20 protein-coding genes and 1 tRNA gene are annotated in these 23,530 nt (G+C 58.8%); 14 read left to right on the forward strand and 7 right to left on the reverse strand.

The features are described 5' to 3' along the window. Window positions 1–34 precede the first annotated feature (34 nt). Window positions 35–1,840 carry a translation elongation factor 4 gene (gene lepA / locus J8C06_RS11000; RefSeq protein ID WP_211428734.1) on the forward strand — a complete coding sequence of 602 codons (1,806 nt, stop codon included), beginning with the start codon at window positions 35–37 and terminating at the stop codon, window positions 1,838–1,840. A 57-nt stretch (window positions 1,841–1,897) separates the two neighbouring features. On the opposite strand, the gene J8C06_RS11005 is transcribed toward lepA, so the two are convergent. The 3 genes from J8C06_RS11005 to J8C06_RS11015 all read right to left on the reverse strand — a co-directional run bounded on the left by J8C06_RS11005 (window position 1,898) and on the right by J8C06_RS11015 (window position 5,221). Beyond that, on the reverse strand, window positions 1,898–3,484 hold the full coding sequence (locus tag J8C06_RS11005) for a glycoside hydrolase family 57 protein (RefSeq protein WP_211428735.1): 1,587 nt from the start codon (window positions 3,482–3,484) through the stop codon (window positions 1,898–1,900). Window positions 3,485–3,571: 87 nt separating this feature from the next. Continuing rightward, window positions 3,572–4,981, reverse strand: coding sequence for a dihydrolipoyl dehydrogenase (gene lpdA / locus J8C06_RS11010; RefSeq protein ID WP_211428736.1), 1,410 nt, complete (start codon window positions 4,979–4,981; stop codon window positions 3,572–3,574). 166 nt (window positions 4,982–5,147) lie between these two features. Continuing rightward, a tRNA-Gln gene (locus J8C06_RS11015) sits at window positions 5,148–5,221 on the reverse strand. Between the two features lie 176 nt (window positions 5,222–5,397). On the opposite strand from J8C06_RS11015, the gene gmd reads away from it, so the two are divergent. The 7 genes from gmd to purL all read left to right on the forward strand — a co-directional run bounded on the left by gmd (window position 5,398) and on the right by purL (window position 12,730). Further along, window positions 5,398–6,414 (forward strand): GDP-mannose 4,6-dehydratase, encoded by a 1,017-nt coding sequence (gene gmd, locus J8C06_RS11020; protein WP_211428737.1) that lies wholly within the window; start codon window positions 5,398–5,400, stop codon window positions 6,412–6,414. A gap of 17 nt (window positions 6,415–6,431) precedes the next feature. Next, on the forward strand, window positions 6,432–7,364 hold the full coding sequence (gene fcl, locus J8C06_RS11025) for a GDP-L-fucose synthase (RefSeq protein WP_211428738.1): 933 nt from the start codon (window positions 6,432–6,434) through the stop codon (window positions 7,362–7,364). After that, window positions 7,333–8,103 (forward strand): 16S rRNA (guanine(527)-N(7))-methyltransferase RsmG, encoded by a 771-nt coding sequence (locus tag J8C06_RS11030; RefSeq protein ID WP_246602037.1) that lies wholly within the window; start codon window positions 7,333–7,335, stop codon window positions 8,101–8,103. The genes fcl and J8C06_RS11030 overlap by 32 nt, the downstream gene beginning before the upstream one ends. A 135-nt stretch (window positions 8,104–8,238) precedes the next feature. Continuing rightward, window positions 8,239–9,042, forward strand: coding sequence for a ParA family protein (locus J8C06_RS11035; RefSeq protein WP_211428739.1), 804 nt, complete (start codon window positions 8,239–8,241; stop codon window positions 9,040–9,042). Further along, window positions 8,993–9,850 carry a ParB/RepB/Spo0J family partition protein gene (locus J8C06_RS11040; protein ID WP_211428740.1) on the forward strand — a complete coding sequence of 286 codons (858 nt, stop codon included), beginning with the start codon at window positions 8,993–8,995 and terminating at the stop codon, window positions 9,848–9,850. The genes J8C06_RS11035 and J8C06_RS11040 overlap by 50 nt, the downstream gene beginning before the upstream one ends. A 42-nt stretch (window positions 9,851–9,892) precedes the next feature. Beyond that, window positions 9,893–10,315: a bactofilin family protein gene (locus J8C06_RS11045; RefSeq protein ID WP_211428741.1), complete on the forward strand. Its 423-nt coding sequence runs from the start codon at window positions 9,893–9,895 to the stop codon at window positions 10,313–10,315. Between the two features lie 114 nt (window positions 10,316–10,429). Then, window positions 10,430–12,730 (forward strand): phosphoribosylformylglycinamidine synthase subunit PurL, encoded by a 2,301-nt coding sequence (purL, locus tag J8C06_RS11050; RefSeq protein WP_211428742.1) that lies wholly within the window; start codon window positions 10,430–10,432, stop codon window positions 12,728–12,730. A gap of 27 nt (window positions 12,731–12,757) precedes the next feature. On the opposite strand, the gene J8C06_RS11055 is transcribed toward purL, so the two are convergent. Both J8C06_RS11055 and J8C06_RS11060 read right to left on the reverse strand, forming a co-directional pair. Next, window positions 12,758–15,490, reverse strand: a complete 2,733-nt coding sequence (locus tag J8C06_RS11055; protein ID WP_211428743.1) for a phosphoenolpyruvate carboxylase — start codon at window positions 15,488–15,490, stop codon at window positions 12,758–12,760. 200 nt (window positions 15,491–15,690) lie between these two features. Then, window positions 15,691–15,882, reverse strand: coding sequence for a DNA gyrase inhibitor YacG (locus tag J8C06_RS11060; RefSeq protein WP_211428744.1), 192 nt, complete (start codon window positions 15,880–15,882; stop codon window positions 15,691–15,693). Window positions 15,883–16,083: 201 nt separating this feature from the next. Between J8C06_RS11060 and J8C06_RS11065 the strand changes: the two genes are divergently transcribed. Next, window positions 16,084–16,305, forward strand: a complete 222-nt coding sequence (locus J8C06_RS11065; RefSeq protein WP_211428745.1) for a hypothetical protein — start codon at window positions 16,084–16,086, stop codon at window positions 16,303–16,305. An 80-nt stretch (window positions 16,306–16,385) separates the two neighbouring features. Here J8C06_RS11065 and J8C06_RS11070 read toward each other — a convergent pair whose 3' ends face one another. Together J8C06_RS11070 and rdgB are read right to left on the reverse strand one after the other, a co-directional pair. Continuing rightward, window positions 16,386–16,892, reverse strand: coding sequence for a NuoI/complex I 23 kDa subunit family protein (locus J8C06_RS11070; protein ID WP_211428746.1), 507 nt, complete (start codon window positions 16,890–16,892; stop codon window positions 16,386–16,388). Between the two features lie 140 nt (window positions 16,893–17,032). Continuing rightward, the gene (gene rdgB / locus J8C06_RS11075; protein ID WP_211428747.1) at window positions 17,033–17,638 is read right to left on the reverse strand and encodes an RdgB/HAM1 family non-canonical purine NTP pyrophosphatase; all 606 of its coding nucleotides are present in this window, start codon (window positions 17,636–17,638) and stop codon (window positions 17,033–17,035) included. A 317-nt stretch (window positions 17,639–17,955) separates the two neighbouring features. Between rdgB and rpoD the strand changes: the two genes are divergently transcribed. The 5 genes from rpoD (at window position 17,956) to J8C06_RS11100 (ending at window position 23,530) form a co-directional block, all read left to right on the forward strand. Continuing rightward, window positions 17,956–19,635, forward strand: a complete 1,680-nt coding sequence (gene rpoD / locus J8C06_RS11080) for an RNA polymerase sigma factor RpoD (protein WP_211428748.1) — start codon at window positions 17,956–17,958, stop codon at window positions 19,633–19,635. A 117-nt stretch (window positions 19,636–19,752) separates the two neighbouring features. Next, window positions 19,753–20,568: an RDD family protein gene (locus tag J8C06_RS11085; RefSeq protein WP_211428749.1), complete on the forward strand. Its 816-nt coding sequence runs from the start codon at window positions 19,753–19,755 to the stop codon at window positions 20,566–20,568. A gap of 5 nt (window positions 20,569–20,573) precedes the next feature. Then, the gene (locus J8C06_RS11090) at window positions 20,574–21,839 is read left to right on the forward strand and encodes a rhomboid family intramembrane serine protease (protein WP_211428750.1); all 1,266 of its coding nucleotides are present in this window, start codon (window positions 20,574–20,576) and stop codon (window positions 21,837–21,839) included. Window positions 21,840–22,006: 167 nt separating this feature from the next. Continuing rightward, window positions 22,007–23,098, forward strand: a complete 1,092-nt coding sequence (locus J8C06_RS11095; RefSeq protein ID WP_246602038.1) for a lysophospholipid acyltransferase family protein — start codon at window positions 22,007–22,009, stop codon at window positions 23,096–23,098. A 39-nt stretch (window positions 23,099–23,137) separates the two neighbouring features. Next, complete coding sequence (locus tag J8C06_RS11100) at window positions 23,138–23,530, forward strand: response regulator (protein WP_211428751.1); 393 nt, start codon at window positions 23,138–23,140, stop codon at window positions 23,528–23,530.

A 23,530-nucleotide genomic window follows, 5' to 3' on the forward strand; every position in this document is an offset into this window, starting at 1 on the left:
CGACTCCCGATTTTATGTCGCTTACGCATCCTTCATGGACATCAAGCATATCCGCAACTTCTCGATCATTGCTCACATTGACCACGGCAAATCCACGCTGGCCGACCGCTTGCTCGAACGCACCGGCGCGCTTACCCAGCGCGAGATGGCCGAACAGGTCCTCGATGCCATGGACCTTGAACGGGAGCGCGGCATCACCATCAAAGCCCATGCCGTCCGGCTCAACTACCGGGCTCAAGATGGCCAAGATTACATTCTCAACCTCATTGACACGCCCGGCCATGTGGACTTCAGCTACGAAGTCTCGCGCTCGCTGGCCGCCTGCGAAGGCGCGCTCGTCGTCGTGGATGCCACCCAGGGTGTTGAAGCCCAAACCCTCGCCAACGCTTACCTCGCGCTTGAAAACAATCTCGAAATGTTTCCGGTCATCAACAAGATTGACTTGCCGTCGGCCGAACCGGAGCGTGTTCTGGCTCAAATCGAGCAAGTCATCGGGCTTGACCCAAAGAACGCGGTTCTGGCCAGCGCCAAAACAGGCGTTGGCACCGACGAATTGCTCGAACGGATCGTCGAAGCCATCCCCCATCCCACCGGCGACCGCAACCAGCCACTCAAGGCACTGATTTTCGATTCCTGGTTCGACAGCTACAAGGGCGTCATCGTTCTGGTGCGCGTGGTGGACGGCATTTTGCGACCTGGCATGAAAATTCGCTTCATGGCGACCGGGCGCGACTACGAAATCGAAGGCGTCGGCGTGATGACGCCCAAGATGCGTGAGATTGCCGAACTCGGCGCCGGTGAAGTCGGCTTTTTCTTCTCGAATATCAAAACCGTTGCCGACGTTCGCATTGGGGATACAGTGACGGAAGCGGCGCACCCGGCAGCCGAACCGCTACCCGGCTTTCAAGAAGTCAAGCCCATGGTCTTTGCTGGTCTGTATCCGGTTGAGAGCGACCAGTACGAAGCCCTCCGTGACGCGCTAGACAAGCTGCGCCTCAACGACTCGTCGTTTCTTTACGAGCCGGAGCATTCGGCCGCGCTCGGTTTTGGCTTCCGGTGCGGCTTCCTGGGCTTGCTGCACATGGAAATCGTCCAGGAACGGCTGGAGCGCGAGTTCGGCCTCGATCTCATCACGACGGCCCCAAGCGTACGCTTCAATGTGTACCTTACCAACGGCGAGCAGCTTGTCATTGACAGCCCATCCAAACTACCTGACCCGGCCAAGATAGAACGCATCGAGGAGCCTGTCATTCGCGCCACGATCATGACGCAGGACGACTACCTTGGGCCAATCCTAACGCTGCTGGATGAAAAACGGGGGGTTCAGCGAGGATTTGACTACATTGGCGACAAGCGGGTGATGTTGACTTACGACGTGCCGCTACTCGAAGTCGTTCTCGACTTCTTTGACCGGCTGAAATCAGTTTCACGCGGCTACGCCTCGCTTGACTACCACCTAAAAGGCTACGAACCAGCCGACCTAGTCAAGCTCGATGTGCTCGTTTCCGGTGAGCCGGTGGACGCCCTATCGCTTATCATTCACCGTGATAACGCCTATACCCGCGGACGCGCGCTCGCTGAAAAGATGAAGGAACTCATCCCACGCCAGCTTTTCGAGGTTCCCATCCAGGCAGCGATTGGCAATCGCGTCATCGCCCGTGAAACCGTCAAAGCCATGGGCAAGAACGTGCTGGCCAAATGCTATGGCGGCGACATCACCCGCAAGAAAAAGCTCCTGGAAAAACAGAAGGAAGGGAAGAAGCGCATGAAAAAAGTCGGTCGCGTGGACATTCCCCAGGAAGCTTTTCTTGCCGTCTTGCGGGTCGGTGACGCCAAGTAAGCCAGACCAGACGAGCTGCGCGTCATGCCTTCATGACGCAACCATGACGCAAAGTTTTTAGCTCAGGTAAACACGGTAGTCCATTTCTGGAAATATCGTGTCGCGCTTTTCCACCTCAGCCAGCCAGGCTTCATCTACGCTTCCGTCTGTCACCATTTCATACAGGCGCGTGAAGCGGTGAATGTGGTCACGGAAACGCTTTTCGGCGTATTGCACCATGGTTTTGTTCGTGATGATGAACGCCCAGTCACTCGATTGCGCCAGTAGGAGTTCACGCGCGGCTTGATTCAGCGCCCGGTACATCAGGGCGCTACTTGGCGCGGGAAAGCGTTGGGCAAGCTCGGCCATGCGTCGTTCGGCCTGGTGTTGATGGCGATACATCCACTGGGTATCCCGATTGAGCCAGACGCGATTGTACCCTTCCGCGCCCCAGGACGAAGCCGACGGCACCTGCGGCTGGTTGTTGGGGAACATCATGAGGTAGTCGCCTGGTGTCGCCAGCACAACCTCATCCTGGTCGAAGTGAATTTTGCGGATGAGGAAATCTAAAAACTGCGGGCCTTCATACCACCAGTGACCGTACAGCTCGGCATCGTAGGGCGAGACAACCAATGGCGCGCGCCCGATGACCGCGCGCAGGTGGCGCACCTGGGCTTGCCGTGAAGCCAAAAAATGTCCGGCGTGCTCGGCCGCCGTTTCGGTTGCCCAGAGCGGCATGTAGGGCTGCTTGTGGTGGAGGTCAACTTTCCCCGTGACGCGAAAGTACTTGATGCCGATGTTGCGGCGCACACCGTCGGCATGCAGGTAGGGCCGAATGTAGTCATAGTCGGCTTCGTAGCCTAAATCCTTGTAAAACTCCCGGTAGTTTGGATGGCCGGGATAACCCACCAGTGAACTCCACACCTGCTCGCTGGTTTCGACATCGCGGGCAAATGCCGCGACACCTGATGGCGTGATGGTAGGCGCAAAGATGCCATGGGCCGGCCGCGGAGAGCCAAACATGATGCTGTGCGAGTCCACGATGAAATAACGCAGCCCGGCTTCAGCCAGCAAAGCATCAATTCCTGGCTCATAGGCGCACTCAGCCAGCCAGATGCCAAGCGGCGCGCGCCCAAAGTGCTTTTCATAGTTGCGTACCGCGACGCGAATCTGCGCCCGGCGCGCAGCTTCGTGACGCATCAAGGGCAAGAAGCCATGCGTGGCGCAGCAGGTGATGATTTCCAGCACACCGGCGTCTTGCAGCCGCCGAAAAGCCCCCACGATATCCCGTTGATAGACGTTTTCGTAAAGGTCATGGACCGCGCGGAAGTGCTCATGATGCGCCTGCGCGGCCGGGGCAAAGGGCGTGCCTTTCGTGCGGACGATTTCCTTCTCGGTCAGCGCCACAAGCTTGCCGAGATGCCGGACGTAACGCTCACGCAACAGTTCATCCGTAAGCATCTCGCACAGCGGGGGCGTGAGGGTCATGGTCAACCGCACACGCACGCCTGCCCGATGTAAGCTCTCAAAAATAAACAAAAGCGGGACGTAAGTTTCGCTAATCGCTTCGTAGAGCCAGTCTTCCTCAAGAAATTCGGGATACTCTGGATGCCGCACAAAGGGCAAATGAGCATGCAAAATCAGTGATAGAAATCCAGTGGTCATGCGTCAGCGGCTCGGACAGTTCGGCAGTCGGAAGGCTTTCTGAGGGGGACATCGTCCCACGCCGGGCCAATCCCCGGCGCGTTTTGGCTAAATGTGGATAGGGCTGCCGAAGACACCATGCGCGGCCTCCATCACCGATTCGGAGAGGGTCGGGTGCGCATGGATGGTTCGCATGAGTTCTTCGGTCGTCAGTTCGCCGCGCAACGCCACACACGCTTCGGCAATGAGTTCCGTGGCGCGTGGCCCAATGATGTGAACGCCAAGGAGTTCGTCATACTTGGCGTCGCTGACGATTTTGACCATCCCTTCGGTTTGTCCCAGGATGCGCGCCTTGCCGCTTGCGGCAAAGGGAAACGACCCAACCTTGACTTCGTAGCCGCGTTCACGCGCCTTGGCTTCGGTCAGCCCAACGCTGGCAACTTCCGGTTCGCAGTAGGTGCAGCTCGGCACGCGGTCGTAGTTGATCGGTTCGGTGGCATGGCCGGCCATGTGTTCAACCGCAACGATGCCTTCGGCCGAAGCCACATGGGCCAGCCACGGCGTGTTGATCACATCACCGATGGCATAAACACTTGGCTCGGCGGTCTGAAGGAAGCCATTGACTTCGATATAGCCGCCTTTATCCACCGTAGCCCGCGTGTTTTCGAGTCCGATACCGGCGCTGATGGGGCGGCGCCCAACGGCGACGAGGAGCTTTTCCACCTGAAGCGTGGCCCGCTCTCCGTTGCCATCCACGAGCGTGACAGCGACACTGTGGTCATTGACCGCGGCCGCCTCACACTTCGTGTTGGTTTTGACCGCGATTTTTTGCGCTCGGAGTGCTCGTTCCAGTTCGGCGCTGATGGCCGCATCCTCAATCGGGAGCACACGCGGCAACATCTCAACGAGGGTCGTCTCAACGCCAAATCGCGCCATGACAGAGGCAAACTCCACCCCAACGGCCCCAGCGCCCAAAATCACTATCGAGGCCGGAAGTTCGGTCATTTCGAGCGCATGGTCACTGTTGATGATGCGAACGCCATCCGTCGGAAAGATGGGAATGTCACGCGGAACCGAACCGGTCGCCACCAGAATGAATTTGGCGCTGAGGCGTTCTTTGGTGTCGCCGCTCGTTACGCTCACCGTGTGCGGGTCTTCGATGAACCCAACGCCCTTGAACACCTTGACTTTGTTTTTGTTCATCAGGTACTCGACGCCCTTGGCCGACTTAATCACAATCTTGTGCTTGTATTTCCGTACACCTTCGTAATCGAGCTTCACGTCGGAGACGACCACACCGTAGTCGGCCGCGTGCTTGGACTGTTCATACACGGCGGCGCTTTCCAGCAGCGCCTTGGTCGGGATGCAGCCCCGTAGCAGGCATGTGCCGCCCAAGTGCTTGTCTTTTTCGACAATGGCTACGCTGAACCCAAGTTGCGCCGCCCGAATGGCGGCCACGTAGCCGCCTGGTCCGGCACCAATAATCACGACATCAAAGGAGTGGTTAGAAGAACTCACAGTGCGCGCCTCATATCACGGCACAGCCGGCAGTCGTGGGGGAATCCGCGCCCAAGGCCGTGCCCAAAGTCAAAGCGCCCACGGACAAACTGCCCAGGGCGCAACCGGTACACATCAAGAGAAAACAAACGGATGCCGCTCGGCATCCGTTTTGAGCAAGCAAGGTTGGCTGGGAGACAGGGATTCGAACCCCGATACTCTGGTCCAGAGCCAGATGTCCTACCATTGAACGATCTCCCAAGAAGAACTGACCGCAGCCAGCACCGGTTATGCTGGGGAAAAATGCTCTAAAAGTCAACCCAAAGCATCAACTTATGAAGACTACTCGCTTGACAAACCGGGAAGATGTTGCCATGGCTCATCTCCAGATTTTTATGGGCACCGCCTAGCATCAACAGTCTTTCGGCGAGGTTTGAATGGATAAAGTCGCGCTCGTCACCGGCATCACCGGGCAGGACGGCTCATACTTGACGGAGTTTCTGATTGCCAAAGGGTACGCCGTTCACGGCATCGTTCGGCGCAGTAGTTCTTTCTCAACGGGACGAATTGACCACCTATACCGCGATCCGCATGACCCACTGCGTCAATTGACGCTTCACTATGGCGACCTCGCCGACAGCACCAGCCTGCGGCGGATTCTCGAAGCCGTCCAACCGGACGAGATTTACAATTTGGCGGCCCAATCGCACGTCAAGGTGTCGTTTGAACAGGCTGAGTACACCGGTGATGTCGTAGCCACCGGGACGCTTCGGCTGCTGGAGTCGGTGCGCGACGTGTCCATGCGCACCGGCAAACCGATGCGGTATTACCAGGCTGGATCGTCGGAAATGTTCGGGGCAGCGCCGCCGCCACAGTGTGAAATGACGCCATTTCATCCGCGCAGTCCCTACGCGGTAGCCAAGGTCGCGGCGCACTGGTACACCGTCAACTACCGTGAAGCCTACGGTCTCTTTGCCTGCAATGGCATTCTGTTCAACCACGAGAGCGAACGGCGCGGCGAAACCTTCGTGACCCGCAAGATCACGCGCGCCGTCGGACGGATCAAGCACGGACTCCAAAAGAAGCTTTACCTTGGCAACCTCGACGCCAAACGCGACTGGGGCTTTGCCGGCGATTATGTGGAAGCCATGTGGCTGATGCTTCAGCAGCCCACCCCGGATGACTATGTCATCGCCATTGGGGAAGCCCATTCGGTGCGTGAGTTTCTGGAAGCAGCATTCACGCACGCTGGGCTTGACTGGCAGGATTACGTCGAAATAGACCCACGGTACTTTCGCCCGGCGGAAGTGGACCACTTGCTAGGTGATGCTCGCAAGGCACGCGAGCAACTCGGTTGGCAGCCGCGTGTTTCATTTTCAGACCTCGTGGCGCGGATGGTTGACCATGACCTTGAACTGGCGAGACGCGAAGCCCTTGTCCGCGCAACGCTATGACTTCAGAGGATTGAACCGTGGAACGACAGGCCAAGATTTATGTTGCTGGACATCGTGGATTGGTCGGCTCGTCCATTGTCCGTAAGCTCCAGGCAGAAGGTTTTACCAACTTGCTGCTACGAACACGCGCCGAGCTGGACTTGACACGCCAGGCTGATGTGGAAGCGTTTTTCTCGGCTGAACGTCCAGACTACGTGTTCCTGGCGGCGGCCAAGGTCGGGGGCATCTTGGCCAATGACACCTATGGCGGCGACTTCATCCGGGATAACCTCTTGATACAGACTCACGTGATGGAAGCGGCGCGCCAAACCGGCGTCCGTAAGCTGCTGTTTCTCGGTTCGTCCTGCATTTATCCCAAGTTCGCTCCACAACCAATGCCGGAAGACTGCCTGCTGACCGGGGCGCTCGAACCGACCAACGAGCCATACGCGGTTGCCAAAATTGCTGGACTCACACTCGCCAAAGCTTATCGAAAACAGTATGGTTTCAATGTTATTTCACTGATGCCAACTAACTTGTACGGGCCAGGCGATAACTTTGACCTCAGTGCCTCGCACGTCTTGGCAGCGCTTCTACGGAAGTTTCACGAAGCCAAAGTGACCCAGTCGCCGACCGTTACGGTGTGGGGCACGGGAACGCCGCGCCGGGAGTTCCTACATGTGGATGACTTGGCGGACGCGGCGCTGTTTCTCATGCGTTGCTATGAGAGCAGCGATCTCATCAACGTTGGTGTCGGTGAGGACATTTCGATTGCCGAGTTGGCGGCGGTGATCCGCGACGTTGTCGGATACCAGGGCGACATTGTGTATGACCTGTCAAAACCCGACGGAACGCCGCGCAAGCTCCTGGATGTGTCTCGCCTGCATGCGCTGGGTTGGCGGGCGCGAATCCCTTTGCGGGAGGGAATTGCCGCAACCTATGCCTGGTATTGCGCCAACCATGGCAGATGAGTTCCAAGCTGGATCGGATGCGATGGACGGCGACCGTCCGTTCCGCCGGAGCTTTACGGCGGAAACGGATGTTCCTGCCTTTCAGACAGCGTTGCGCGAAGTCCTGACAGTCTGCGGCGTTGCCCTTGACACCATACAGATTGCCCAGCTCGTCAAGCACTACCATCTGCTGGGGGAAACCAACACGTACCTTAACCTCACGCGATTGATTGGCCCGGCGGAAGCCGCGCGGTGGCACTACTTGGACATCCTGGCGGCGCTGCCATGTTTCACGGGAAACATGCCGACCTGGTGGGTGGACGTTGGTTCCGGCGGCGGCTTTCCAGGCCTTCCGCTCGCGGTGGCGCGCCCCGCCTGGCGGTTGGTGTTGGCCGAGCGTCGAGCGAAAAAGGCCGCCTTTCTTCGTCGGTGTGTCAGCGAGCTAGGGTTGACCGGGCGAGTTCAGGTGCATGCCGGGGAATTCGAGCCAGGCACGGCGCTCCGGGTTCTGGCGGACTGTGGCGTTGACGTTTCACGTGAAACGTTCGGGTTGCTGGCGCGCGCAGTCGAGGACGGACCTAAAAAGCTTCCTCGTCTTTTGCGCTTGTCGCCGTTTGTCAGCGCCGCTTTTTGGCTAGGGCAAGCCGACGCCGAGGCACTCGCGCGGCAGCGGCTTCCGGGTTGGCGAGTTCATCCGCTCTATCACCTCCCAACCGGCGCGCAACGAGTGGTGTCTATCCTGACCCGGCGTGCTGACTAGCCCCTTCGTGAACGAATCCTTTTACGCCGTCGGCGTTGCTACGCTACAATGCCGCGCAGGCGGTTCGCGGAAGACACCCGACCGCGTCGCCGCGTGTTTCACGTTTCACATTTCAGCGCGAGCAAGGGGGACGGCATGGGGAAGATCATTGCCGTTGCCAACCAGAAAGGTGGCGTTGGTAAAACCACTACCGCCATCAATCTGGCGGCAAGTTTGGCCGTTAATGACCAACGGACACTGCTGGTGGATGCCGATCCACAAGCCAATGCCAGCAGCGGGGTTGGTATCCGCCGTGGCGCAGTCCGACGAACGCTCTACCACGTCCTCATTCTGGACGAACCGCTGACCAATATCATCCAGACCACCGAACTGCCGGCGCTTTACGTCGCCCCCGCCGATCGCAATCTTTCCGGGGCCGAAGTCGAGCTGGTCAGCCTCGACGACCGGGAATTTGTGCTGCGGCGCATCCTGGAAGGCTGCCGAGCGCAGTATGACTACATTATCATTGACTGTCCGCCCAGCTTAGGACTCCTCACCATCAATGCCCTGAGCGCAGCCGACTCGGTTCTGGTTCCCATCCAGTGTGAGTACTTCGCGTTGGAAGGCGTTTCCGAACTGCTCGACACCCTGGCGCGCATTCGGCGGAGCTTCAATCCAACCCTGGCAGTTGAGGGTTTCTTGCTCACCATGTTTGACGAGCGAACCAACCTTTCCAACCAAGTCATGGCGGATCTACGGGATTTCTACGGCAAACAGGTCTTTGAAACCGTCATTACCCGCAACATCCGACTGGCTGAAGCGCCGAGTCACGGCAAGCCGATCATTCTTTACGACATCAAGTCGCGGGGGGCGAATGCCTATCTGCAACTCGCCAAGGAGGTCATCTCGCATGACAACCAGAAGGGCGCTTGGGCGCGGGCTGAGCGCGCTGCTTCCTGAACGCCCGCCGCAAACCGGCGAAGAACTGCTTGAACTCGACATCGAGCGCGTCATTCCCAACATCGAACAGCCCCGCGCCACGTTTCACGAGGGACGACTCGAAGAGCTGGCGCAATCCATTCGGGAACATGGCGTGCTGCAACCCATTGTCGTCCGCCGGCAGGGTGAAGGGTTTCAGATTATTGCTGGTGAACGGCGCTGGCGCGCGGCCCAGCGGGCCGGACTTCATCGCATTCCAGCCGTTGTGCGCGATGTGCCTGATGACCGTGTGCTGGAGCTGGCGCTCATCGAAAACATTCAACGCGAAGACCTGACGCCCATCGAAGAAGCCCAGGCCTACCGGCGACTGATGGATGAACTGGGCCTGACCCAGGAACAGGCGGCCGCCCGGCTGGGCAAGGACCGTGCCACGATTGCCAACGCCATCCGCCTGCTTCGTTTGCCGTCCGACATTCAGAAGCTCATCGAGGAACGCCTGCTCAGTCCCGGACACGCGCGTGCACTGCTTGCGCTGGACAGCGACACCCTTCAGCGGCGCGTTGTAGAAAGCGTCATCGAACGCGCGCTTTCCGTGCGTGAGACAGAACGCCTCGTCAAACGGGTTCTTCGTGGTGAACCGGTCATCCTGGGTGGCGTTCACCCGACCGACCCGAACGTCAAATTTGCCGAGTCGAAATTATCGAAGTTGCTGGGCACGAAAGTACGCATCGTCAGGCGCGGGCGTGGCGGCTGCATTGAGATTGAATACTACGGGACTGAAGACCTGGATCGCCTGTACAACCGACTTCTCCGGCTTGGTGACAACTGACCTCGGATGACAATGGCAGCAGTGAAAGGCAGGTAGGCAGCGATGTTTGGCAAGCGCGACGACCGACGCCCCGGCGGACTCATCCCCAAGGACGCGGAAATCCGTGGCGCGTTGTCCTTTTTAGCCAGCATCACGGTCGAGGGACGTATCTTGGGCAGCGTTTCTTCAACGGATGGACACCTTTGCATTGGGCGAGAGGGTTGCGTTGAAGGCGATGTTTTGGTCGGCAGCGCAGCAATTGATGGCGAAGTACGCGGTGACGTTTACGCCCGCCAGCGAATTGACATTCACGAAACGGGCCGGGTGATTGGCAACGTGCGCGCACCGGTCCTGACGGTTGACGCCGGCGCCCATATCAGTGGGCAAGTCGAAACCGTAGCGCCGGAAGCAGCGAAAGCCGCTACCCGGTCACCAACACCGGCTGACTTGCCACCGAAGCCAGCCGAAAGCCAGATCACGACCTGACGTTTCACGTGAAACGTTCATTTCAAAAGCGAACCATTCGCCCAAATGTGCCAGGCTCGCTACAATCAGCAGCTTTGAGATTGCAAAACCTCACCGTTGGGAGATTGCCGGCGCATGGCTTCCGCACCTGAACCGACACAAGAGCTTGTCATTACCCCTGAACTCCTCGCCCTCCACCGCCTGACCACCGAAGAGTACGCCACCATCCGCCAGCTTCTCGGGCGGACACCAACGCTCGTCGAGTTAGGGGTTTTTTCCGTCATGTGGTCGGAACACTGCTCCTACAAGTCCTCGCGTCTGTACCTCAAGACATTACCCACCACCGGGCCGCGCGTCGTCCAGGGTCCGGGCGAAAACGCCGGCATCCTCGACATTGGCGATGGGTGGTGTATTGCCTTCAAAATCGAGTCCCACAACCACCCATCCTTCATCGAACCCTTTCAAGGCGCGGCCACGGGCGTGGGTGGGATCCTCCGGGATGTCTTCACGATGGGGGCGCGTCCCGTCGCCCTACTCAACTCCCTCCGCTTTGGCTTCCTTGATGCGCCCCAGTCCGGCGCACGCAATCGGGCGCTCCTGGATGGCGTCGTGCGCGGCATTGCTCACTACGGTAACGCCTTCGGATGCCCAACCATCGGTGGCGAGCTGTACTTTGAGGATTGTTACACGCTGAACCCGCTGGTGAATGCCTTTGCTTTGGGCCTCGTCCGCTACGATCAGATTTTTTTGGGCAAGGCGACTGGGATCGGCAACCCGGTCATGTACGTTGGCGCGAAAACCGGACGCGACGGCATTCATGGCGCCACCATGGCTTCGGCTGAGTTTGACGACAACGCGCTGGCCAGACGCCCAACGGTTCAAGTCGGTGACCCATTCTGTGAGAAGCTCCTACTCGAAGCCTGCCTGGAAGCCATGCGCGCTGGCTGTATCGTGGGCATCCAGGACATGGGCGCCGCCGGGCTGACCTCATCGAGTTGTGAGATGGGCGCACGCGCCGGAACCGGCATTGACTTGGAACTGTCGCTCGTTCCGCAGCGCGAAGCCGGCATGACGCCCTACGAAATCATGCTGTCCGAATCGCAGGAGCGCATGCTGCTGGTCGCCGACAGTGGGCGGGAACGCGAAGTGCAGGAAATTTTTGCCAAGTGGGGACTCTCGGCCGTTGTCGTGGGGCGCGTCACGGATACCCAACGGCTGCGCGTGTATCATCACGGTCAACTGGCAGCCGACATTCCCAATCGCTTTCTGACCGATGACGCGCCGCGTTATGAGCGCCCGGCCGCGCCGCCTTCCGACTGGATTGCCGATGACGCCACCCGGACAGCCGCGCGCGAAGCCGAGTTGAATCAGGCCTTTCCGCTTGCAGCGCGGCAAGTTTCAGAACCTCAGCTCAAGCATGACCTACGGCGGCTGCTCGGCTCGCCGAACCTGGCCTCCCGGCACAGCATCTACCGGCAGTACGACTACATGGTTCGCACCAACACCATCGTGCTGCCGGGGGCGGATGCCGCCGTCATTCGCATCAAGGAAACGCGCAAGGCGGTCGCCATGACGCTCGATGGCAACGGACGCTACGTAGCGCTGGAGCCACGTCGAGGCGCAGCCCTTGCCGTTGCCGAAGCCTGCCGCAACCTCGTTGCTGTCGGTGCCGAGCCGATTGGTTTGACAAACTGCCTCAACTTTGCCTCACCCGAACGCCCGGAAGTCATGTGGCAGCTCCGTGAAGCCATTGCTGGGATGGGCGAGGCGGCGCGCGCCTTTGAAACGCCCATTGTGAGCGGCAATGTCAGCCTCTACAACGAGACCGAAGGCCGGGGCGTTTTCCCGACCCCAGTCATCGGAGCGGTTGGGTTGATTGAAGATGCCCGCACCGTCATTTCACCCCGCACCCTGACTGAAGGCGAGGCGGTGTATCTGCTCGGCACGACGGACGAAGACCTGGGCGGCACGGAATACATCCGTCAGCGATTCGGTATCGTGGTCGGGCCCTTGCCCAAGCTCGACCTCAGCGCCGAGCGGCAGCTTCAGCAGTGCATCCTAGAGGGGGCGCGGCGGCGGCTGTGGACGGCCGCACACGACTGCTCGGACGGAGGCTTACTGGTGGCACTGGCCGAGCTGTGCTTTTCAGCCCACGGCAAGACGATGTCCGGCCTGGACCTGGAGCTTTCAACGCTCCCCCCGACCCTATCCCACACCGCACTTTTGTTTGGCGAGACGCCAGGGAGGATGATCGTCGTGGTCGCGGCGCACCAACGAGACGCGGTGGAGGCGCTGTGCAGCGATTATCACGTTCCCTGCCAGCCCCTTGGCGTCGTTCGCGGAAACCGGCTCAAACTCCGGCTCGACGGAGAAATCGTTCTCGATGAGCCGGTCGCTGAACTAGAGCAAATCTGGCGGACAGCCCTTTGTTTTTAGGCTTTATCCGCACCGGGCGCTTCAGCGCTAACCGGTACTTTTCAAGCCACTCGAAATGGCATTGACCGTCAGGAGCAAGTCCACCAGGAGCGATTCACTTTGGGCATCGTCCGGCAAGCTGCGCGCCGCGCGCCAGGCAGCGAGCAGTTCGATTTGCCGCTGGTGAAGGGCGGTTAGCCCGGCCCGCCGAAGCTGCATGCTGAGTGCCGTTCGCTGTCGCCGTTCTGTCAGCGGCGCGCCAAAGACCTGTTCAATCCACCGGCGCGTCCGCTCGAATTCCGCCAGAACCAAATCCAGCACGGACGCCCGGACGGTCGCATCGGGAACAAGCTCGGCATAGGCCCGCATCCACGCGGCATCCGCCAGCAGGAGTTGACTGCCGGCATTCATCAGCAGCAGCCGCGTTGGATACCACCGCATGGCGGCGTGGCAAAGTTGGGCAAACGCTTCTGGATGGTGGGTCGCCAAATCATCAAGCGCAGTGCCAAGGCCATACCATCCCGAAAGGAAGAAACGCGCTTGGCTCCAACTGAACACCCACGGAATGGCGCGGAGGTCGGCGAGCGTTCGCTTCCCGGTTCGCCGGGCCGGCCGCGAACCAATCCGGCTGGCCTCGATGGCGTCAATCGGCGTGGCGTGGGCAAAAAACTCCAGAAAACCCGGCGTTTGAATGAGCATTCGGTAGGCCTGAACACTGGCTTCGGAAAGTCTATCCAGCGTCGGTTCAAGTGGGTGGGGTTGTTCCCCGGACTGCCGCGCCAGCGCATAGGTTTCCAGCAGGCCGGCGGTGAGCAACTCAAGTTCATAGGTCGCCGTGATGAGGTTGGCGTACTTTTGCGAGATGGTCTCGCCTTGTTCGGTGAGACGCAAGCGGCCTGAGACGGCTTTGGGTGGGAGCGCATTGAGGAAGCGATGCGTCGGTCCGGCGCCGCGGCTCGGCGTCCCACCGCGTCCGTGAAAAAAGCGGAGCGCAACCCCGCGCGTCTCCGCCACGGCAGCCAGCGCCTGCTGGGCGCGGTACAATCCCCAGAAGCTGGCCACTGACCCGGCGTCTTTGTTGCTATCGCTGTAGCCAATCATGACCTGTTGCACGGGCGGTTGTCCGGCGCTCTGCCGCCAGGCAAGGCTGCGGCGCGTCATTGCGTGATCCAGAAAGCTCGCCAAGATAGATGGACTGCGCTTCAAATCATCGAGCGTCTCAAACAACGGCACAACCGGCAGTGGACAAACCAGCCCGTCCGGGGTCAGCACGGCCAGTCCGGCTTCGCGGGCGAGTCCGTAAACGGCCAGCAAGTCAGATGTGGCGCGTGTCATGCTCACAATCAACGCGCCAAGCCCAGCCCAACCATACCGCTGACCATGTTCGGCGAGGACTCGGAGCGCGCCGACGACCCGTTCAGCAGCATCGCCCAACGGTGCGCCCGGCACGGCGAACGGCCGCGCGCGTTTGAGTTCGTCATCCCAGAAGGCACAGCGGCGCGCCTCATCCCAGGCGGTATAGTCGGCTTCCACGCCGGCCGCCTGAAGCAACTCCGCCACGGCTTGTTCGTGCATGGCGCTGTTTTGCCGTACGTCCAAAACGGCCAGGTGGAAGCCAAAGGTTTCGACCAGCCGCAGGAGCGGCCACACGTCGGTTTCACACAGGCGCCGGGCTTCAACGGCCCGAAGCGCGGCTCCCAGCAAGCGCAGGTCAGTCGCCAAGGCTTCCGCCGTCGCATAGGTTTGCTGTGCTGCGCCATCTGGCAAGCGCGCCAAGATGACATTGACCGCCTGCCGCCACGATTCATAGGGATTGCGCGCCAATGCCGCCTGAAGCGCCGGGTCCTGGCTGGCTTGGGCGGCTGCTAGGTAGGCCGTCAACGTCGGCGGCGGGGACTGGCGGCGGTCGGACAGGCTGATGCGGGACGCCAACTCGCGCAGCCGGACGCGAAGCAGTTCCAACGCTGCCTGCCGGAGCGTCAGGAGCGCCTCACGGGTCGTTTCAGGCGTGACGAGAGGATGGCCATCACGGTCGCCGCCAATCCAGGTGCCAAATGTGATGCGCGGGAGTCCCCCCGGCCAAGCTAGACGGGCGCCAGTATCCAGCCCCAGCTCGTCCCAGGCATCGAGCAAACGGCGGTCAAGCCAGCCGATAGCTTCCGGCAATGTCGTCGTCAGGTAATGCAGGACGTTGCGCAGCTCATCGGCAACCGTTGGCTTTTCAAGGTAGATTTCGCCGGTACGCCACAGGCGTTCCAGTTCACGCTTGATGTCATCTCGAATGGCGCGGCGTTCGTTGGGCGTCCAAACGGAATTTTCAAGCTTGACCAGCAGCAGGTAAAGCCGCCGGTGATGTTCGAGAACCGTCGCTCGTTTAGCCTCGGTTGGGTGCGCCGTGAGTACCGGCTCGACGTGAATCTGAGGCAAGAGGGCCGCGATGTCAGCCGGCGCGATTCCCTGCGCGTCCAGCTTGCGCAGCACCGCACCCCAGAGGCCCGGCTCGGCCGCGCAACCGGCACTGGCTTCGAGCGCCCGCCGATTTTGGGCAGCGGCGTTTTCCTCGGCCATGTTGAGCAACTGAAAGACAATCGAGCAGGCCTGAACAAAGCGCTCGTGGCCGGCAGCTCCTGGGGACTGCGTTTCATCTACGGGCAAGTCACGCGCTAACTCGGCCGCGCCGGTTTCAGCCAGCACCTCCCGAAAACACTGGATAAGAAACCGGAAGTCGCGCTCGGCACGCGCTAAATCGGCCAGCCCGGATGAAGCGATAGGGACGGTCATGGCGTACGCGGTTATCCTTTCCCAGTGCGTCAGAAGGGCGGGCAAGCCACCACCAGACTATGACCAGTTTACATGCAGGTATGTTTCCAGAGTGTGTATCCAGCACCGGCAAGCTGCTAGGTGGCTGCCACCACCAACCGGCGACCGGTCTTCTATCTCGCTTGACTAGCTACCAACTGTCAGGGCCATCCAGGCGATAGTCAGGGTTCTGGCCCATCTGGCGGAACGGGTGTGCCATCCGACGGCGGCGTAGTGTCCGCAGCCGGTATGGCGTACTGCTCAGTCAGCCAGTTGCCCAGATCACGCAGTTGGCAGGACTCAGAGCAAAATGGGCGGGTCGGATTGCCAGTCCAAGCCGTTTCAGCGCCACAGATTGGACAGCGAATAGACATATCACCATCAACCTCCTTCAAACCTGCAATCAACCATGCAACCGGTCACCAGACAGGCAGTTCCCAGCTTGTAGGGCAACGATTTCGGGAGAAAAGTTCAGAGCGTTCTGGACATGCCTTCAACTCGCATGGGAAGATACCACTTCGCGCTTTGAAAAGCGCGACATCTTACACAAAACAGGTTGGATTGCGTTTTACCCTATGTCGGAAGTAGCTCAGTCGGAAATTAGCCCAGAGCAGAAAACCTATAGCGCCGTTGAGAAAAATGGCGTCGTCACAGCCATTTGGGAAATGGTTGGCAACAAGCACCTGCGAACCATTGATCCGCGCAGCCGCGAAGGGAAGGCGTTGCTGGCACATTACCAGTCACAGAAGGAAGAAGACGCGCAAGAAAATGCGGCAAGCGTGGCAACCAGCGCTTAGGCTGCCTGTCCCACAAGCCTGCTACCGTGAGGTTAGCAGTTGGTGACTTGCCCTGCCCGGTGGGTTCGAGCGGCGGGGCGTTAAGCGTCACTGCGAAGCGTCAAGTTGTGCGTCTTCTCACGCTCCAAGTTTGATAGCAGGTACTGCTTGTCTTTGACCAAGTCGGCAAAGTTTGTCACGGCCATTTCAAAGTTGTGGCCGTGCTTGATGGCATCCTTGGGGCAGGCTTCGACGCAGTAGCCACACAAAATGCATCGCCCGTAGTCAATGTTGTAAACGCGGGCGTAGCGGTTCTCCATGCCCGGACGCTCTTCGTAGGGGCGCAGGTCTTCATCCGCTTCGATGTAGATGGCATCCGCCGGACACGCGGCCGAGCAGAGAAAACAGGCAACGCACCGCTCCTTGCCGTTCTCATCACGCGCCAAGTAGTGCTCACCCCGAAAGCGGGGGTAAAGCTCCACCGGCACGTCCGGGTACTGGCGAGTGAGTTTCCGCTTCGGAATGTAGCCCAACGTGACCGCCATCCCCTGGGCAATGGCGCGAACGGTTTTAGCGGCGTCAAAGATTTCAGACAAAATGGAAGACATCGGCGGCGCTCCTTGATGCGTGGGCAAAAAAGATAGCGTAACAACCCAACCATGCCCAGCTTGTCTGGTCGTCTCAAGACCTGCTGGCGGATGACCGGCGAAAACCACACAGCTCAACAAAACGCCCAGGCGATAGATGACTACTTCGTTAGCTTGCCAACCAACGCCTGGATAGCGCGGGCGCGGTGGCTGTAGGTCGCTTTTTCCGCCAGGGTCATCTCGGCAAAGGTGCGCATCTCCCCCGCCGGGATGAAAACCGGGTCGTAGCCAAACCCGGCGCGACCGCGTGGAGCATCGGTTAGCGTGCCGCGACAAACACCGGTAAAACAACTTTCCTCGGTGTCTGTAACCAGCGCCAGGACGCAAACGAACTGTGCCGTCCGTTGGTCGGGTGGCACAGCGCGCAGCGCGGTCAGGAGCTTGGCAATGTTTTCCGCGTCGGTCGCTTGCTCACCAGCATACCGGGCCGAGTACACGCCGGGCGCGCCGCCAAGCGCATCCACCGACAAGCCCGAATCATCCGCCAGCACCCATCCACCAGTCGCCGCATGAACGGCGCGCGCTTTGATGAGCGCGTTGTCCTGAAAGGTCACACCAGTTTCAGCCATCGGCGGAAGCGCGGGGAACGTGTCGAGACCAACTACACCGTTCGCAACCCCGTTCAGCAGTTGGCGAAACTCGCGCAGCTTGCCAGCGTTTCGAGTCGCCACAATGAGCGCGGGAAAAACCGGACCGGAAGCTTTCATAAAGCCTGACCGTAGCCAACGTTCAGCTCTGTAGAGATAAAGCCGGAGAAAAACCGGACAACAAGGAAACCTGGAAGTGCCGGCTAGCGTCCATGCCCTTGGTGGAGGGGTGTTTGGCGCACGCGATCTTCGTCACAGAACACACAGATACACTTGTGTGAAACCAGTATCATTCTTGGAGACGCTCGCGCCTAAATAATTCCCGAAAGTAAGTTTGCCCGGACGAGGATGTAGCGTATTTTTACGAAGGCTGATGTAATTTACCCATCACGGTAACAAGAGCAAGTACTTTCCAGCCCCACCCGACCTACAAAGCCATGCGACTCGATCTCAAAGAAAATCTAATGGACGGCGACACCGACCCGACTGCCGGCGACGCCCTCCCAACCCTTGATCTTGAAAAATTTCTCGCGGAAATAGACTCCACGGCTTCGGAAGAAGATGACTTCATCCTAGATAGCGAAGCCGAGGATACCGAGGAAGCGGAAGAGGCGACCGAAGATGCCGAAAACGGCAACGCCGCCCCTCAGCCTGACCTATCAGCGTCTGAAAGTGACCGCTCACTGGACGCGATGACACTCTATTTGCGCGAGATGAGTAATGTCGCGCTCCTGACCCGTGAAGACGAGGTCAACATCGCCAAACGCATCGAGCGCGGACGCCTTCGCCTGTTCAAAGCTCATTCCCGGTCACTGATTGTGGCTGAATACTTGGAAGAACTCGCCGAACAACTCAAGGAACGCAAACTCGGTATTCGTCAGGTTATTGACACCTCTGACTCTGACGCCGAAGACATCACGCTTGAAAACGAAGAGCGTTACCTCGTGGAGACCATCGAGCGGTTTCAGGTCATTGCCCACGCGCTTGCCCATATCCGGGAGGAAGCCGCCAAGGTTGAAAAGGAACGCAAGCGCAGCCCGCGCAAGGCAGAGCAGCGGCGGCGGCTCATCCTGCGCAAGCGAGTCGAGCTATCACGGCTCATCCGTGGCATTCTGTTTTCTGACCAAGTGCGACAAAGATTCAACAATCAAATTCGGCAGATTGTGCGGCAGATTCAAGATGCCGAGCACAAGATCAAAAAGGCTCAGGAGTCACTGACCAACAAACGACGCCGAGTGCGGGTAGATCAAGCCGAAGTCCAAGCCCAAATTGAGCAGGCGCAAAAAGTCATTGCCGACATCGAGAAGCGCTATCTCGAACCAGCCAGCCGCATCAAAGACTCACTGTGGAAAATCTTTGCCGCAGCCCAGGAAGCTGAAAAAGCTCGGCGCGAGATGATCGAAGCCAACCTACGACTCGTGGTTTCGATTGCCAAAAACTACATCAATCGCTCCCGTGGGTTGCAGTTCTCGGACCTCATCCAGGAAGGCAACATCGGCTTGATGCGTGCCGTCGAGAAGTTTGACTACCGGCGCGGCTACAAGTTTTCCACCTACGCTACCTGGTGGATTCGCCAGGCGGTCACGCGCGCCATTGCCGACCAAGGGCGCACGATTCGCGTTCCCGTCCACATGGTTGAAACCATCAACAAGATTGTGCGTACGGCTCGCCTGATGGTGCAGGAACTTGGGCGCGAACCGACCCATGAGGAACTCGCTCAACGCACCGACTTGCCAGTTGTCAAGGTTCGGCAGGCGCTGAAAATTGCGCAGGAACCAATCAGCCTCGAAACCCCGATTGGTGACGATGGCGAGTCAAACCTGGGTAGCTTCATCGAAGACCGGAACAGCCTCAACCCAGCCGAAATGATCGTTGGCAAGGGGCTGCGCGAGGCCACGCTAGAGGTACTTGGAACGCTCACCCAACGCGAGGAGCAAATTCTCAAGATGCGCTTCGGGCTGGATGGTGACGGACAGGAGCGAACGCTGGAAGAAGTCGGACGCCACTTCTCCGTGACCCGCGAGCGGATTCGCCAAATCGAGGCCAAGGCCCTGCGCAAGCTCCGTCATCCTTCGCGGAGTCGTAAGCTCAAAACCTTTTTTGACGACGGCCAGTAACCGGGCGTCACGGGAACGCGCCGGCACCACGCGCGTTCCCCGACGTGGCTCACAAGGGGAGCTGCTGCCATTGGTGACTTGCCAAGCGACGGCTGTGGACGGCAGCATCACCCGATCATGCGTCTTGATAACCAACTCATCATCGAAACCCCAGAGCGCGTGGAGCTACGGTTTGCGCTGGCCAACATTGGCAGCCGCTTCTTCGCCGCCCTGATTGACCACCTGCTCCAACTCGTGGTGCTGCTTTTACTCCTGGTTTCGGTCAATACACTCCGCGTCTTCGTGGAACAACTTGAGTTAATTCGCGCCGTTGGGTTGAGTCGTTCCATCGAGTTATGGCTGCTCGCACTGTTCGTCCTGGTGTCATTCGTCATTCACTTTGGGTACTTTGCAGTCTTTGAAGCCTGGTGGAACGGTCAAACGCCAGGCAAGCGATGGCTGCGGCTTCGAGTCATTCGGATTGACGGACGGCCGATTGGCTTCTTTGAAGCGCTCGTTAGAAACGTCCTCCGCAGCATAGACTTTCTGCCGAGTGGCTACGCTCTCGGCGTCATGAGCATCATGCTTCACCGCGAAGCGCGCCGATTGGGCGACTTGGTCGCCGGAACCGTCGTGGTCAAGGAACGTCTGGGAACGACGCCCAGCCTGGAGCACGTGCTGAGGTCTCACGCCGCCGATATTCAACTTCGCCCACAAGCAACCGCCTATGACGTTGGAAACATCCGCGCCCTGACAACGGACGACGTGGCAGCGGTTGAACGCTTTCTGCTGCGTCGGTCAACCCTGCCCGAAAAGCTGCGCCCCTGGATAGCGACCCGGATTGCTGATTCGCTCAGTCGTCGGCTTGGCGTCTCGCCACCACCGACCCCAGAATCCTTCCTCGAAGCTGTGGACCAGCAGTACCGGGCACAAGCGAAGTACCTTGTGGACTAGGACCTATGGAAACCACGACTGAGCGCCCTTTGCGAGTTTGTCACCAATGCGGATTGCTCACGCCCAATACCGTGCTGCGGTGCCTGGAGTGTGGCGCATTACCCCCTGAAGTCGAGCAGGAACGGCGGGAGCGCCAGCGCGCCGCCAGTTTTGTTGAGGCGGTATTTTTTCGCCGCTCGCCGGTTAGCTACGTACTGATAGGGATCAATCTCGTCATGTTTCTGCTAACGGCGGTTGCCGGGGGATCAACCGACCCAGACGTGCTGACCGCTTTTGGAGCCTGCAACCAAAAGCTCATAGCCAATGGCGAAGTTTGGCGGCTGGTGGTTCCAATGTTTTTGCACATTGGGGTCGTGCATCTCGTGGTGAATATGTACGCCCTGTGGGTACTCGGGCCACAGCTTGAATCGCTCTATGGTTCAGCACGTTTCACCCTGCTCTATATCCTGTCTGGGATTGGGGGCTTTGTGGCGAGCTACTTTTTTGCCCACCCAGCCAGCATTGGAGCCGGCGCATCCGGGGCCCTCTTTGGTATGTTCGGGGCGCTGCTGGTGTTTGTTTACAAGTATCGTCATGAGATTCCCCCATCAGTGCGCGTCACCATGCAACGCGGTGTTTGGCTCACCCTTGCGATCAACTTGATAATCACATTTTCAATTCCTTTCATCAGCCGCTCAGGTCACTTGGGCGGACTCATCACAGGCATCGGACTGGCCCTCTTCATTCCATACTCGCCTCCTTATGAACAGAAAACGCCTCTCGTTTGGCGTATCTGTCAACTTATGCTTGTGGCAGCCGTCGCGGCCTCGTTTGGCGCGATGTTCTGGCACTACCAAGGAGAGCGCCCATCGCTCGCCCGCTTTTTGGCTGGCTCTAACCTGTTTCCTGAAAACAAGGTCATCAACCAATTCGCCGAAGCTTGTAACGAGGGAGAACGGGTTTATCGGCTGATTTTGCGGCAGCTTGAAACTGACCAACCTGTCCCCACCGAGCTTAGAAACGCCAGCGTGACTGTCCGGCAGCGACTCAAGCAGTTGCGGCCATTCAATGATGGCGCAACTCGCCTTGTCACTACGTTGCACAACTTGCTGGAAGCCCAAGCCGCCACATTTGATCAGCCAACGCCACGCCCGATCATCGAACAAATGCGCGAAGGATTAGCTGCCTACGAGCGTGAACAACAACGCTGGATCACTGAGGAAGGGGCGCGGTATGGGTTGCAGTTTGTTCCGTCAACCGACCCTGATGCCAACGCTGGAGAAAAAGAATAGGCTATCTTTCGGCACGCTTGGGAAAGAGCTGAAAAAGCGTTGCCCCGCGCTTGGATTGCGGCTTATGCTCACGCCACGGCTTGCAAAGGGTGAGCAATTGCAAAGGCTGAGAAATTGTGTGTGATTCAACCACACCCACCTTTTGGGTGCGGCTTAGAGAATGAACGATGCCCCGTAAACGCCCAAATCCGCCACCACTGGCCATCGTCCCGGACTTTGTCACGGGGGTAGGCAAGCCCAAACGCGCGCCACGGAAAAAAGTTCTTGAAATCCAGCGGCTGGATGGCGAAGCACCCCTGCGGTTGTTGCCAACGCCAGCTTCCGAGTCGGAGACACAAACAGAAACGACGACGGTGACGGCGCGGCCGCGCCGCCGAGCGCAACGGCGAAAGCTTCTACCAACGGTCACGTCGAGTGGATGGTTAGCCAAACTGGCCGACCAGTTTGTGGATGCCGAGGTAGATGCCAAAATGCGGCAAATCCCAACTGCCGTCAATGAGTATGGCTACGACTCGTGGGGACTGCATCCTGGAACGGCACGTTATGGTTATTCGCTCTTTGCGCGACTTTACCGAAACTACTGGCGCGTTCAAACCTATGGCATCGAGCACGTTCCGCCGGGGCGAGTGCTATTGATCGGCAACCACAGCGGTCAACTCCCAATTGACGGGGCCATGGTATCGGTGGCCATGCTGCTCGAAGCCAATCCACCACGACTCTGTCGGGCGATGGTTGAGCGGTGGTTCACAACGACGCCACTCATTGGGAAGTTGATCCAGCGGAGCGGAGCTATTGTTGGCGACCCCCTTAATTGTGAGCGCCTTCTTCAGAAAGGTGAAGCGATTCTGGTTTTTCCTGAAGGCGCGCGTGGTTCGGGCAAGGTCTGGAAAGATCGCTACAAGTTGGTTCGGTTTGGGTTGGGGTTTATGCGGCTCGCGCTGGCCACCAACACGCCAATTGTTCCGTTTGGCGTCATTGGCGGCGAAGAACAAGCTCCGAGCTTCGTGGATTTCAAACCACTCGCCAAGTTGCTCGGCATGCCTTATTTCCCAATCACGCCCACCTTCCCCTGGCTTGGCGTACTGGGGATGATTCCATTTCCGACCAAGTACCGGATTTACTTTGGCGAACCCCTCATCTTTCGCGGCGACCCCGATGACCGGGATGAAGTCATTCAGCGCAAAGTTGATCGCGTCAAGCGCGAAATTCGGCGCCTCATTGATCGTGGACTCGAGGAGCGCGAAGGCATTTTTTTCTAACCGCACGTTACATCTCTGTTTTCAATGCAAGCACCCGTTATGTCCGAGACCCCAAAACATATTCTCGTTGTGGACGACAACGAATCCATCCGTGAGTTACTCACGGAATTGCTTAGTCATGCTGGTTACGTCGTCACGTCCGTGGATGATGGCATCGGGGCAATGACCGTACTCAAAAAGCAAGTGCCAGACCTCATCATCCTGGACGTCATGATGCCAGTGATTGACGGTCCACATTTGATTGAAGTCATTCGTGCCGCTGATAACCCGGAAATGTGGCAAGTCCCGATCCTGATTTGTTCGGCTTCAGAAAAGATTGATGAAATTCTGGCTTCGTCGGAATTCAACATTGCACCCGAAGACTGTCTGCGCAAACCTTTTGAAGTGACCGACCTGCTGCATCGCGTCGCGGATCGGCTGATGCGCACTTAG

The organism is Chloracidobacterium validum, from assembly GCF_018304825.1.
Lineage (GTDB): Bacteria > Acidobacteriota > Blastocatellia > Chloracidobacteriales > Chloracidobacteriaceae > Chloracidobacterium > Chloracidobacterium validum.

Coding starts and splice junctions, on each gene's coding strand:
- rdgB (WP_211428747.1), bottom strand. CDS start 17,638: ATGAAAGCTTCCGGTCCGGTTTTTCCCGCGCTCATTGTGGCGACTCGA.
- J8C06_RS11055 (WP_211428743.1), bottom strand. CDS start 15,490: ATGACCGTCCCTATCGCTTCATCCGGGCTGGCCGATTTAGCGCGTGCC.
- J8C06_RS11090 (WP_211428750.1), top strand. CDS start 20,574: ATGGAAACCACGACTGAGCGCCCTTTGCGAGTTTGTCACCAATGCGGA.
- J8C06_RS11030 (WP_246602037.1), top strand. CDS start 7,333: ATGCCTGGTATTGCGCCAACCATGGCAGATGAGTTCCAAGCTGGATCG.
- J8C06_RS11005 (WP_211428735.1), bottom strand. CDS start 3,484: ATGACCACTGGATTTCTATCACTGATTTTGCATGCTCATTTGCCCTTT.
- J8C06_RS11045 (WP_211428741.1), top strand. CDS start 9,893: ATGTTTGGCAAGCGCGACGACCGACGCCCCGGCGGACTCATCCCCAAG.
- gmd (WP_211428737.1), top strand. CDS start 5,398: ATGGATAAAGTCGCGCTCGTCACCGGCATCACCGGGCAGGACGGCTCA.
- J8C06_RS11070 (WP_211428746.1), bottom strand. CDS start 16,892: ATGTCTTCCATTTTGTCTGAAATCTTTGACGCCGCTAAAACCGTTCGC.
- purL (WP_211428742.1), top strand. CDS start 10,430: ATGGCTTCCGCACCTGAACCGACACAAGAGCTTGTCATTACCCCTGAA.
- rpoD (WP_211428748.1), top strand. CDS start 17,956: ATGCGACTCGATCTCAAAGAAAATCTAATGGACGGCGACACCGACCCG.
- J8C06_RS11035 (WP_211428739.1), top strand. CDS start 8,239: ATGGGGAAGATCATTGCCGTTGCCAACCAGAAAGGTGGCGTTGGTAAA.
- J8C06_RS11060 (WP_211428744.1), bottom strand. CDS start 15,882: ATGTCTATTCGCTGTCCAATCTGTGGCGCTGAAACGGCTTGGACTGGC.
- lepA (WP_211428734.1), top strand. CDS start 35: ATGGACATCAAGCATATCCGCAACTTCTCGATCATTGCTCACATTGAC.
- J8C06_RS11085 (WP_211428749.1), top strand. CDS start 19,753: ATGCGTCTTGATAACCAACTCATCATCGAAACCCCAGAGCGCGTGGAG.
- J8C06_RS11040 (WP_211428740.1), top strand. CDS start 8,993: ATGACAACCAGAAGGGCGCTTGGGCGCGGGCTGAGCGCGCTGCTTCCT.
- J8C06_RS11095 (WP_246602038.1), top strand. CDS start 22,007: ATGCCCCGTAAACGCCCAAATCCGCCACCACTGGCCATCGTCCCGGAC.
- J8C06_RS11100 (WP_211428751.1), top strand. CDS start 23,138: ATGTCCGAGACCCCAAAACATATTCTCGTTGTGGACGACAACGAATCC.
- J8C06_RS11065 (WP_211428745.1), top strand. CDS start 16,084: ATGTCGGAAGTAGCTCAGTCGGAAATTAGCCCAGAGCAGAAAACCTAT.